This is a genomic window from Litchfieldia stipae, assembly GCF_014837155.1.
In the GTDB taxonomy this organism is placed as follows: Bacteria; Bacillota; Bacilli; order Bacillales; family Bacillaceae_L; genus Litchfieldia.
This window is the reverse complement of sequence record NZ_JACYHA010000012.1, coordinates 60,894-73,547: the sequence shown is the minus strand read 5'-3', so window position 1 is coordinate 73,547 and position 12,654 is coordinate 60,894. Positions and strand designations below refer to the sequence as shown.

Below are 12,654 nucleotides of genomic sequence, written 5' to 3'. Positions count from 1 at the left end.
TACTAAGGAATATGATAGTTTTTTGAATATTATTACATTTTCTAAATATCTTTTCAATATAATAAATCTGTGTTAATATTCACTTCGTTGAATAAAAAATCATTAACATTTTTATATAAATATTGAAGGAGAGACGACATGAAAAAGATATTATTGAGTATGACTGCACTATTATTATTAGTTATGACGGCTTGTGGTACGACTGAAAATGACACAACTGGTAGTGATGCAACAACTGAAAAGAAGAAACTTGTAATGGGGACTTCAGCTGATTTTGCTCCATTTGAATCAAGAAACACAGACGGTGAAATTGTTGGCTTTGATATTGATTTAGCAAACTATATTGCTGATGAGTTAGGCTTTGAACTAGAAATTAAAGATATGAAATTTGACGGATTAGTTGGTGCTTTACAAACAAACCGTGTTGATATCGTCCTAGCTGGAATGTCAGCGACTGAAAAGCGTGACAAGAACGTTGATTTCTCAATTCCTTATAACCACTCAGGTGAAATGTTTATCACGTTGAAGGATTCAAACATCAAAACAATTGATGACTTAAAAGGTCAAACTTTAGGTGTTCAATTAGGAACCATCCAAGAAGAGGGTGCGAAGAAGCTTCAAGAAGATTATGATTTTGAGATCAAGCAAGTGGACAGTGCGCAAACATTGATTCAAGAGCTTTTATCTAATCGTATTAATGTGGCGTATCTTGATAAGTCAGTAGCAACTGGTTATATCGAGAAGCAAGATTTAGCAGGATTTGATGATCCGACGACGAGCTCGCCTGGAATGGCTGTTGCTTTCCCGGAAGGCAGTGATTTTGTTGAAGAAGTGAACAAGGTTATTGAGAAGATGGAAGAAAACGGGAAGTTAGATGAACTTAAAGAAAAATGGTTAAGTGAAGAATAAATATAATGGAAAGAGGTGTAAGGCATGAATTTGGATTTTAGCCAAATCGTGCCTTATATTCCTTTTATGTTAGAAGGAATATGGGTAACGTTACAATTTGTAATAATCGCGATTATTTTTGGTTTTATTTTAGGAACAGGTTTAGCTTTATTAAAATTCACACGAATTAAGCTACTACATTGGTTGGTAGACTTTTATACATCGATTTTCCGTGGGACACCATTGATCCTGCAATTAATGATTATCTATTTTGCGATTCCACAGTTAACTGGATATGATATCCCTCCGTTTCTGGCGGCGATCCTTGCGTTTGGTTTGAATTCATCGGCTTATGTTGCTGAAATTATTAGAGCGGGGATTCAAGCTGTAGATAAAGGTCAGACAGAAGCTGCATTAGCGATGGGTGTTCCCTATCATTTAATGATGAAGGATATTATTCTCCCACAGGCGCTTAAAAATATCTTGCCAGCATTAATGAATGAATTCATCACTTTAACAAAGGAATCTGCGATTGTATCAACGATTAGTTATTTAGATTTAATGCGTCGAGCACAGGTGGTTGGAGCCGATATTTATCGTAACTTTGAACCATTGTTATTCGTCGGTTTCATTTATTGGTGTCTAGTAATGGGTCTAACCTTAATTGGTAAGTTTGTTGAAAGGAGGATGAAATTAAGTGATTAAAGTAGAAAACCTCTCTAAACAATTTGGCCAGAATGAAGTATTGAAAGATATATCAACAACGATTGGGACTGGTGAAGTGGTTTCCATTATTGGGCCATCAGGTTCGGGGAAATCAACCTTTCTTAGATGCTTAAATTTATTAGAAGAACCAACGAATGGAACCATTCTAATCGATGAACAGGATATTACGAATCGAAAAACGAATATCATGAAGGTACGTCAACAAATTGGCATGGTGTTCCAGCATTTTTACTTGTTCCCACATATGACAGTTCTTGATAACATCACATATGGTCCCATGAAGGTGAAGGGTGAATCTCGTCAGGTTGCAGAGACGAAAGCGCGAAAGTTATTAGCTCAGGTTGGTTTATCTGAGAAAGAGGGCGCATATCCTAACAATCTTTCAGGTGGACAAAAGCAACGTGTGGCAATCGCTCGAGCGTTAGCAATGGAACCAAAATATATGCTATTTGATGAGCCAACATCTGCATTAGATCCTGAAATGGTTAAGGAAGTTCTCAATGTTATGAAGGACCTTGCCGAAACTGGAATTACGATGGTGATTGTTACTCATGAAATGGGATTTGCTAAAGAGGTAGCAAACCGAGTTATTTTCTTAGATGGTGGAAAATTACTAGAAGAAGGACCACCATCAGAATTCTTCACTCAGCCAAAGACGGATCGAGCAAAAGAATTTTTAGAAAAAGTATTATAATCATTCAAAAGTTCAACTGAACGTTTCAGTTGGGCTTTTTTTTGTGGAAAGATTATGACAACTTCACAATCACTCCTTGTCAAAGAAAATGGCTTAACCTATAATTCTTGTAGATAGAGAAACAAATCTTCATAACAAGCTGCGGGGGTAGTCATCTAGTTTTGCATAAATAGTAAGCGTTGTCATATCAACTCAAAAGAGAGGCGAAGATTATGAGAATGACGTTCAGGTGGTATGGTGAGGGGAATGATAGCATCACCCTTCAACAAATAAGACAGATTCCTGGTGTGGAGGGAATTGTCTGGGCTCTTCACGATGTACCAGTAGGGGAAGAATGGCCATTAGAAAGAATAGAAGAAATAAAGAACCAAGCGGAAGAATACGGATTAAATATTGATGTTGTTGAAAGTGTCAATGTTCATGAAGATATTAAGCTAGGACTTCCAACAAGAGATAGGTACATAGAAAACTATAAAAGAACCATTGAAAAGTTGGCTACGGTAGGTGTAAAAGTCATTTGTTATAATTTTATGCCTGTCTTTGATTGGACGAGAACCGATTTATTTAAAGCAATGGAAGATGGTTCAACGGCTTTATTTTTTGAAAAAGCAAAGGTAGCAGATATGGATCCAATGGAATTGGTGGAGAACATTTCAAAAAATAGTACGTATACGATGCCAGGTTGGGAGCCTGAGAGATTGTCTCGTTTAAAAGAACTATTTGAAGCATACAAGCATGTTAGTGAAGAAGACTTATTCAATCATCTTGCCTATTTTCTAGAAGAGGTCATTCCTGTTGCGGAGGAAAATGGCATCAGAATGGGAATTCACCCAGATGATCCACCATGGCCGATCTTTGGACTGCCAAGGATTGTGACAAACAGAGAGAATATTCGAAGAGTGTTAAGTCTAGTGGATAGTCCGTCAAACGGAGTAACTCTCTGTAGTGGCTCATTGGGCTCAAATCCAGAAAATAACGTAGCAGATATGGTGCGAGAATTTGCGGACCGCATTCCATTTGCCCATATTCGTAATGTAAGAGTTTATGAAAATGGTGATTTCATTGAAACCTCACATCGGACGCAAGACGGTACGGTCGATATTTATGATGTCGTCAAAGCGTATCATGAGAATGGCTTTACTGGTTATGCAAGACCAGACCATGGGAGACATATTTGGGGTGAACAATGTAGACCAGGATATGGCTTGTATGACCGAGGACTTGGGATTATGTACTTATGGGGAATCTGGGATTCACTAGAACGACTTAGCGGGAGGAATCAATAATGCTACCTATTCATCCAAATTTGAAAGGGAAAGTAGCAGTGGTAACAGGCGGTAGTGGTGTATTATGCAGTGCGATGGCAAAAGAGCTCGCAAGACATGGTGTGAAGATTGCGATCCTCAATAGAACGGTTGAAAAAGGTGAAGTAGTAGCCCGTGAAATTAGAGAAGGTGGCGGAGAGGCGATTGCCCTATCCTGCAATGTTCTTGATGTAGAGAGTGTGAAGCAAGCGGAGGAAATCATCTCGACCGAATTAGGAGTATGTGACATTCTCATAAATGGTGCGGGCGGGAATCATCCAAAAGGGACTACCACAAATGAAACGTTAAAAGCAGAAGATCTGAACACAGACGGGATTCAAACATTTTTTGATTTGAATCAAGAGGGTTTTGGTTTTGTGTTTGATTTAAACATATTAGGGACCTTGATTCCGACACAGGTTTTTGCAAAGAAAATGATTCAGCGTGAGGGTGCTGTTGTGATTAACTTATCATCAATGAGTGCTCCGTCACCAATGACAAAGGTGCCAGCATATAGTGCAGCAAAAGCAGCAATTGATAATTTAACGCAATGGTTAGCTGTTCATATGGCTGATGTAGGAATTCGAGTAAATGCGATTGCACCAGGATTTTTCCTAACTGAGCAAAATCGAAAACTATTAACAAATGAGGATGGTAGTTTAACAGAACGCTCAAACAAAATTATCTCACATACACCGATGCGCAGATTCGGAAAGCCAGAAGACCTATTAGGAACGCTTCTATGGCTTGTTGACGAGGAAACAGCTGGTTTTGTCACAGGGATTACAGTCCCAGTAGATGGTGGCTTTATGTCCTATTCAGGTGTATAAATGATACAATTATCAGTAGCTCATCTGAAAATCAGATGGGCTTTTTTGTTATACTAATAGTAGAAATAGTACCTCATTTTGGGTAAAACCAATAGAAAAACAAGATTCATTGCGAATTCTATGATGAGGCAGTAGAAAAGCTAGGAGGAATGAACATGTTTGAATTAGATACATACATAGATCAGTTTGCAACCATTAAAGTAGTTGGTGTAGGTGGCGGTGGTAATAACGCTGTTAATCGAATGATTGAGGATGGTGTAAAGGGCGTAGAATTTATTGCGATTAATACAGATGGACAAGCTCTGAATCAATCAAAGGCAGATACGAAGATTCATATAGGAGCGCTGTTGACGAGAGGGTTAGGCGCAGGGGCGAATCCAGAAATCGGTAGAAAAGCAGTAGAAGAAACGTATGAAGAGATTGAAGCTGCCCTTCAAGGAGCAGATATGGTCTTTATCACAGCTGGAATGGGTGGCGGAACAGGGACAGGAGCTGCACCAGCTGTAGCAGAGATTTCACATCGCCTTGGCGCACTGACAATTGGTGTTGTGACACGTCCATTTAAATTTGAAGGGCGCAAGCGTGCAGCAAATGCCGATGGTGGAATCAAAGCATTGAGGGATGCGGTAGATACATTAATTATCATTCCAAATGAGAGATTGTTAGAGATTGTTGATAAAAAAACACCAATGCTTGAAGCTTTTCGAGAAGCAGATAATGTCCTGCGTCGAGGGGTACAAGGGATATCTGATTTAATTGCTGTACCGGGATTAATTAATCTTGATTTTGCCGATGTGAAAACGGTCATGTCTCATAGAGGGACTGCATTAATGGGAATTGGGATTGCTCAAGGCGAAAACCGTGCAGTGGAAGCAGCTGAAAAGGCGATAAATAGTCCGCTGCTTGAAACATCGATTAATGGAGCTCAGGGTGTAATTATGAATATTACTGGTGGTCGTAATTTAAGCTTGTTCGAGGTTCAAGAAGTCGCTGACATTGTGGCATCGACGTCACATGAGGACGTGAATATGATTTTTGGATCGGTGATTAATGAACAGCTGAAGGACGAAATGATCGTAACTGTCATTGCAACGGGATTTACTGATCCGAATGAATGATTATATCTAAGAAAAAGGCTATTTTCGTATAAAGTGTTGCTTGTAAAGTAGCAGCCTGCATACTCTCCGCGTCCGGCGGGTGTCTGGTGAGCCTCCTCTCCTAGTCGCTTTCGCTCCTGTGGGGTCTCAATTTGGCCACGCATCCCGCAGGAGTCTCCGCGTATTCAGGCTGCTAGAAAACGAACTTCTAATTTACATCTAATGACAACAAACTTTGGAAAAACAGTCTAAAATAAAAGACGCTGCATAGGCGTCTTTTATTTGTTTTAGAACGAAACTGAGTTAGACATACTCATTAAAGTGAGTGCCTTTTCCCGTATATTTACTTGTGTTTGTATATAAAACTTTAGATTTTTTGATCCCATCTTGTATTTTAGTGAAGCGTCTAAGTTCATGCTTTCTTTCTTCTTCAACATATTTACTATTTAATTGAACTGCTGAGATTGTACTAACCTGTGCATAATTATATGTATGTAAAGCTTGACGATTTGAATATTGAGTATAAGCGTCTAGTTGAACTGGCATTATATAACCCATGTCAATTCCTCCATTTCAAAAATGGTTATTTACTATATATTACGTGATAGACAATCCTTTTGTGAGGGTAAATGTGGTTTGATGTACCTAAAAATGTAAATTTTTCAAATAGAGAGGTGATATACATGAATTTTCAACCAGTTGACCACCAATTTTTCCAACAACCAACGCTCAAACTTGCTCGTTCCCTGCTAGGAAACATTCTTGTAAAGGAAACAGAAATGGGTACAGCGGCTGGAATTATCGTCGAGACGGAAGCTTATATCGGTCCAGGAGATCGGGCAGCGCATAGCTACGAAAATCGAAGAACAAAACGGACGGAGGTCATGTTTGGACCAGCAGGAGTTGCGTATACTTATGTGATGCATACTCATTGTCTTGTCAATGTTGTCAGTGGAGAAGAAGGTCACCCTGAAGCTGTATTAATTCGTGCGCTTGAACCTGTTTGCGGATTAGATCTCATGTATGAACAACGAGGTCCAACTAAAAAGCTGAGAGACTTAACGAGTGGACCTGGAAAATTAACAAAAGCACTTGGGATAGTGAAAGAGGATTACGGCAGACCTCTGTCAGAATCACCATTATTTATTGCTGAAGGAGAAGAGATTGGAGCGATTGAAGCTGGACCTCGAATTGGAATAGAGAACAGTGGCGAGGCCAGAGAGTATCCATGGCGATTCTGGGTAGCAGGCAACCCATTTGTGTCAAAATAAAAACCAGACACCCTCTTATTAAGGGTGCCTGGGATTTAGTCGAGTTTAATTCGTAGTAATTGATCATCATCGTCAGACGGTTGTCCTCGACCATCTAAATTGTTTGTAATCGTAAATAAGGTGTTGTCTTCAATGTAGATATCACGCATTCTTCCGCTACCTTCATGAATGGTATCGACAGATTGATCTGTTAAATCATAGCTTCGAATGCTCGAACCACGTAATGTAGCGATATAAAGCTTACCATCATGGTATTCGAGTCCAGAAGGTGCCCAAGTCGTTTCAGCGGTATGAAACAATGGCTTGGTCATTCCAGTCTCTTCTTCATCCCCTTCAATGACAGGCCACCCATAATTGTTACCAGGCTCAATGAAGTTAATTTCATCATGAGCACTTTGCCCATGCTCGGTACTATACAAATTCCCCTTATCATCCCAAGCTAAGCCTTGAGGGTTTCGATGGCCAAAGGAATAGACATAGGATTGATCGAAAGGATTATCAGTTGGAATTTCTCCATCAAGTGTCATCCTCAATATTTTACCTGCTAAGCTCTTCTTATCCTGTGAAAGCTCTGGAATGGCAGCATCGCCTGTAGTTACATAAAGCAAGCCATCAGGTCCAATCTTCATTCTCCCACCATTATGGTTTCTTGCTCCTGGAATATCAGCTAAGAGCTCCTTAGTTTCGTACCATGTATTCTCTCGCTTTTGAAGTGTAACAATCCGGTTTTTAATCATGTCAGCCTCACGATATGTATGGTAAATATACGCGAGTTGACTTGTTTCAAAATCAGGAGCGAGCAGAAAGCCAAGTAAGCCCCCTTCCCCCTCGTGTAATACATCTTTTGTCAATATGAGATTGTGATCCTTCGGATGTTGAGATTCTAAATCTACTTCGATGATTTTCCCTTCACGTTGACTAATATAAAAAGTGTCCTCGTGCTTAGTAATCATCCAAGGAATATGTAGATTTGTTGCGAGTGCTTCTGCCGCTGATGAAGTCATTTCAAGGGAGTCTTGTTCTTCAATGGGTTTAGTAGAATCATTGTTTTTACTTGAACATGCGGTCAAGATCAATAGCAAGACGATAAACATAATTATTTTGTTCATGTCATACTCCTTTCGGTCGCTTATTACCTCTCTAGCTTAGACCTGTTTGCACCATTTAAAACGAGAGATTTAGATTTATTTTTACATAGATTAGTAAATACAGCAAAAAAGCCAGTTCAATTAAGAACTGACTTTTCCAACCTTGTTAACAATTCACTCGTTGAATCACGAACTCAAATTCCATTTCTTCATTTGCTTTTAGTAGATGTTCAGCATGAACTGGTGAACCCCAGCTGTCATCCCCACCGACACCCATTTGCTTCCCTGCAACAGTGATCACGGAATAATGAACATTAGGTAATTCATAATGGTGTTTCGCGTTTTCAAGTTCAAATGCTGTATATGGTGAGACATTACACTCGAGCGGCTCTGCTACAGATGAAATTGAAATCCCTCGCCCACCTTTGCTTGTCACACTGACATTGCGTACTCCGGTACGGTTTCCTGATTCCTGTGGCATCAAATATCCAGATACATTCTCTGTAACTGTGTTCTTAAAACGGCCAAGACGTGCCCCTTGTGAGCGGTCAGAATAGTTTTCTTCTGGCCCCATTGCATACCAATCCAATTGATCATATGTTGCAGGAACCTTGAACGAGACTGCAAAGATTGGTAATTGTGGTAAATCCTCTGCACCATGGTAGTTTGATTTTACTTGAATGCTTCCGTCTCTATAGACGATGTAGCTTGTTTTTACCTCAAGCTGATCATGAATTGAAAACTTGTACGTAAATGATACAGTGACAGTATCCTTTTCTTCATTCAAATCAACAGCAGTACATTTACGTGCTAAGCTAGCAGCAATCCATGCTCCTGAATGGAAGGCTTGAGCATAGCCACGGTCATTATCAGTTGTTGCTCTCCAGAATAATGGTGCAGGTGGAGCGGCGATCATTTCTGTACCTGAGTAATTAATAGATAGTAGACTACCAAATTGCTTTGAGAACATAATCGTGAAGTCTCTACCGTGAACCCCAATATTTACATCCCCTTGGACAATACGAAGTGGATGATTAGTTGTAACCCGGTGATCCATTTTTGTGGTATTTACATACACATATTGACCAAACGCAACCTCATAACCAGCAGGAGCCCATAACTTCTGTTCTTTTTCTTTACAAATAACATGTACGCAATATTCACCGGACTCTTTCATGACATCACTCGGCCAATTAAATTCCACACGTTCTGAACTTAGTGGACCTACAATGACATGGAATGATTGCTGATACACTTCGACTCCATTAAGGAATAGCTTATACTCAAAATCATAGTTAGACGTATCAACAAATAGATTACTATTTTTAATTGTGACACCTGACTGGTCAACGTCTAGCTTTATGTTTTGATATAAGTATTTCACTTCCTGCATTTTTGGAGAAGGCTCACGGTTTGCGTATACAATTCCATTTGTACAGAAGCCATAATCGGAAGGACGGTCATCAAAGTCCCCACCATACGCTAAGAATTCGTTGCCATAACGATCTTCTTTGACTAGCGATTGGTCAATATAATCCCAAATGAAGCCACCTTGATACATAGGGTATTTATCCTCTAGATCTGTGTAGTAATTCATACCACCTAGGGAATTCCCCATCGCGTGCATGTATTCACAGCTAATATAAGGCTTTTCAGGACCGTCTGTTAAGTACTTTTCAATATCAGCAGGTTTTGCATACATTCGACTTTCCATATCACTTATTTCACTATACGTACGATCATAGAAAACGCCTTCATAATGAACAAGACGACTAGAATCAACAGACTTAAAATACCTTGTTACATGTAAGAGAACATCTCCGACATATGATTCATTTCCGCATGACCAAATGAGAATCGATGGATGATTTTTATCTCGCTCAAACATGGATTTAGCACGGTCCAATACAATCTCCTGCCATTCAGGTAAGCTTCCAGGAATATTCCAAGATGGTTCAACCTTCCCCATTTTCTGCCATGAACCATGTGTTTCTAAATTCATTTCATCGATAACATAGACACCATATTCATCACATAAGTCATACCAATCGCTTTGGTTTGGATAATGTGAGGTACGGACAGCATTGATATTATTCTGCTTCATCGTTTTGATATCTTGAAGCATATCTTCCTTTGTAATGGCACGTCCAGTGCGGCAATTGAATTCGTGACGATTAACTCCTTTGAAAACAATCCGCTTACCATTTAATCGCATAATCTTATCAACTAACTCAAATCTTCTAAATCCGATTTTTTGAGGAATGACCTCTACTAACTCACCAGCTTCATTGAAAACCTGAATATATAATTTATATAAATAAGGAGACTCTGCACTCCAAAGTGTTGGTTTATTAATGACCATTGAAAAGCTAGTTTCAGTACTTTCCGGTTCGATGGTTATTGATTCTACGTATCTCCCTTCAGAATTAATCAGTTCTGCAATGACTTTTGAACCTTTCACAGGTGAAGATAGAAAGGCAAGGTCAACCTTTAGTGTACCCACTGTATAGGTCTCATCAAGCTCTGCGTGAATGTGCGCATCATAGACATGGATCGAAGGGACGGTATATAAATAAACATCTCTGAAGATTCCAGAAAAGCGCCAGAAATCCTGATCCTCTAACCAACTTCCTGTACTACGTTGATAGACTTCAACAGCGAGTTTATTTTCTCCCTCTTGTAAAAATGGAGTTAAATCAAATTCAGCGGGTGTAAAACTATCCTCGCTATAGCCAATAAACTCTCCGTTAAGCCACACATAAAATGCTGATTCTACTCCTTGGAAGGATATGTATACGGGCTTGTTCTCCATGTGCTTAGGTACATCGAAATACTTCACATAGCTGCCAACTGGGTTATGATCTGTAGGTATTTCAGGCGGACGAATGTCATTATGTCCATCCCAAGGATACATCGTATTCACATATTGTGGCTTTCCATAGCCTTGGAGCTGGATATGGCCTGGCACTTGAATATCTCCCCAACCAGCACAATCGAAATCTGTTTGGTAAAATGCAGCTGGTCGATTGATTGGATTAATTGTATAACTAAATTTCCAATTTCCATTTAAAGAATAACGCATTTTCATGGTAGACTGAGCTTTTGCTTCCTCTACTGTTTCATAATAACGATGATCTGAATGGGCAGGAAGTCGATTCACGGCAAACACACTCACATCTGTCAGCCAATGAAGATCTGGAATTACTGTTTTAGTTGTTTTTAACATATCCATAACCTCGCTTTTTTGTGTGATCACTTAAAATTATAGAGCATTGTAAATGAAAAATGTTGACGAAAGATTGAAATTATTTGACTGATTGAGAGAATCATTAAACATAAGAAATGATGTTTTGTTAAAGTTTGTTGTATTCACCTTGCGGCGTTTATAGTCATAATCTGTAAGAAAATTGCATTAAAAAAAGAGGAATAGAATCCCTCTTTCACTTACCTCTATATTAGGCTGCAACCTTCTCATCCTCAGGCTCTGGTACAAAGGCCAGAATAATAATCCCAATAATGAATAGGAAGACGAGGCTGAATACCCCACTGTTTGAGTTTCCAGTTACCTGAGCAGTTACTGCAACAAGCAGTGGCCCCATAATCGATGCAAATTTTCCAAAGATGTTATAGAACCCGAAGAATTCATTGGAATGCTCCTTTGGGACAAGCTTAGCAAAGTAGGAGCGACTCAATGCTTGAATTCCACCCTGAGAACTAGCGACAAGCATCGCTAAAATCCAGAAATCTAAAGTTGTTTCTAAGAAATAAGCATAAATACAAACAATAATATAGACAATAATCCCAACATAAAGCATTTTTTTACCTGTGAATTTCTCAGCCAATCGCCCGTATAACAGAGCAAACGGAGCAGCTACGACCTGTGTGACAAACAAGATGATTAATAGATTGGTTGACGTGATTCCAAGATCTGTTCCATACGCTGTAGACATCGAAATGACTGTACCAACACCATCAATGTAGAAGAAATAAGCAAGTAAAAATAAGAAGAGTGCTCGGTATTTTTTGATTTCCTTCATCGTTTTCCCTAGCCGCTTAAAGCTATTTACAACAGGCTTTGCTTCACGTTTAATAAAGTAGATTTGTTTCACATTTCGTAGAAGCGGAATCGAGAAGATACCCCACCACACAGCTGTTATGAGAAATGCAATTTTACTAGCAGTGGTCGTCGCAATTGGGATTAACTCATTTTGAGCTAAAACAATAATAGCGATACTGATGATAAATGGAATCGTACTCCCGATGTATCCTAAGCCGAAGCCTCGAGCAGAAATCCGATTCATCCGCTCCTCGGTGGTGACATCAACAATAAATGCATCATAAAACACATTGGCTCCAGCAGATCCAACTGCTGCTACAGTATACATGATTAATAGAAGTAACCATTGATCACCTGGAATAAAAGCAAGGATGGCGGTGAACACAACACCTAAACTAAAAAAGAACGTGAAAAACTTCTTCTTCAGTCCTTCGTAATCAGCAATCGTACCTAAAATAGGTCCAAGCATAGCCAGAATAAATGTCGCAATCGCGATTGTATAGCCCAAATATGCTGTTGAATCTGAAGCACTAACACCAGCACTAGTAGCAGCTGCTTTATAATATAGTGGAAATACAGCGGTCGTAATAATGACAGAATAGGCTGAATTGGCCCAGTCATACATCATCCAACTTTTCTCTTGCGTTGAAAAACGCTTCATCCAATCGTCCTCCCCCATATGCTTAGTTATAGTTTACT

The 12,654-nt window shown here is 39.3% G+C and carries 10 protein-coding genes and 1 pseudogene; 7 read left to right on the top strand and 4 right to left on the bottom strand.

Annotated features, from left to right (window positions below):
* Positions 1–138: 138 nt before the first annotated feature.
* The 6 genes and pseudogenes from F7888_RS14400 to ftsZ all read left to right on the top strand — a co-directional run.
* Positions 139–909 carry an ABC transporter substrate-binding protein gene (locus F7888_RS14400; protein ID WP_191780535.1) on the top strand — a complete coding sequence of 257 codons (771 nt, stop codon included), beginning with the start codon at positions 139–141 and terminating at the stop codon, positions 907–909.
* A 24-nt stretch (positions 910–933) separates the two neighbouring features.
* Positions 934–1,593, top strand: a complete 660-nt coding sequence (locus tag F7888_RS14395; RefSeq protein WP_191780533.1) for an amino acid ABC transporter permease — start codon at positions 934–936, stop codon at positions 1,591–1,593.
* Entirely contained in the window at positions 1,586–2,308 is a 723-nt protein-coding gene (locus F7888_RS14390) for an amino acid ABC transporter ATP-binding protein (protein WP_191780531.1), read from the top strand. Before F7888_RS14395 ends, F7888_RS14390 begins: the two co-directional genes overlap by 8 nt.
* Positions 2,309–2,520: 212 nt before the next feature.
* Positions 2,521–3,594 (top strand): mannonate dehydratase, encoded by a 1,074-nt coding sequence (uxuA, locus tag F7888_RS14385; protein WP_191780529.1) that lies wholly within the window; start codon positions 2,521–2,523, stop codon positions 3,592–3,594.
* Positions 3,594–4,442 (top strand): SDR family oxidoreductase, encoded by an 849-nt coding sequence (locus F7888_RS14380; RefSeq protein ID WP_191780527.1) that lies wholly within the window; start codon positions 3,594–3,596, stop codon positions 4,440–4,442. The genes uxuA and F7888_RS14380 overlap by 1 nt, the downstream gene beginning before the upstream one ends.
* Before the next feature lie 155 nt (positions 4,443–4,597).
* A pseudogene (ftsZ, locus tag F7888_RS14375) lies at positions 4,598–5,548 on the top strand (cell division protein FtsZ); the annotation flags it as partial.
* 294 nt (positions 5,549–5,842) lie between these two features.
* On the opposite strand, the gene F7888_RS14370 reads toward ftsZ, so the two are convergent.
* Complete coding sequence (locus F7888_RS14370; RefSeq protein WP_191780523.1) at positions 5,843–6,097, bottom strand: hypothetical protein; 255 nt, start codon at positions 6,095–6,097, stop codon at positions 5,843–5,845.
* Positions 6,098–6,222: 125 nt separating this feature from the next.
* On the opposite strand from F7888_RS14370, the gene F7888_RS14365 reads away from it, so the two are divergent.
* Positions 6,223–6,810, top strand: coding sequence for a DNA-3-methyladenine glycosylase (locus F7888_RS14365; protein ID WP_191780521.1), 588 nt, complete (start codon positions 6,223–6,225; stop codon positions 6,808–6,810).
* Positions 6,811–6,845: 35 nt separating this feature from the next.
* Here F7888_RS14365 and F7888_RS14360 read toward each other — a convergent pair whose 3' ends face one another.
* The 3 genes from F7888_RS14360 to F7888_RS14350 all read right to left on the bottom strand — a co-directional run bounded on the left by F7888_RS14360 (position 6,846) and on the right by F7888_RS14350 (position 12,616).
* Entirely contained in the window at positions 6,846–7,919 is a 1,074-nt protein-coding gene (locus F7888_RS14360; protein ID WP_191780519.1) for a PQQ-dependent sugar dehydrogenase, read from the bottom strand.
* Between the two features lie 145 nt (positions 7,920–8,064).
* Positions 8,065–11,124, bottom strand: coding sequence for a beta-galactosidase, LacZ type (lacZ, locus tag F7888_RS14355; RefSeq protein ID WP_191780516.1), 3,060 nt, complete (start codon positions 11,122–11,124; stop codon positions 8,065–8,067).
* A gap of 229 nt (positions 11,125–11,353) precedes the next feature.
* Positions 11,354–12,616: an MFS transporter gene (locus F7888_RS14350; protein ID WP_191780515.1), complete on the bottom strand. Its 1,263-nt coding sequence runs from the start codon at positions 12,614–12,616 to the stop codon at positions 11,354–11,356.
* Between the last annotated feature and the right edge of the window lie 38 nt (positions 12,617–12,654).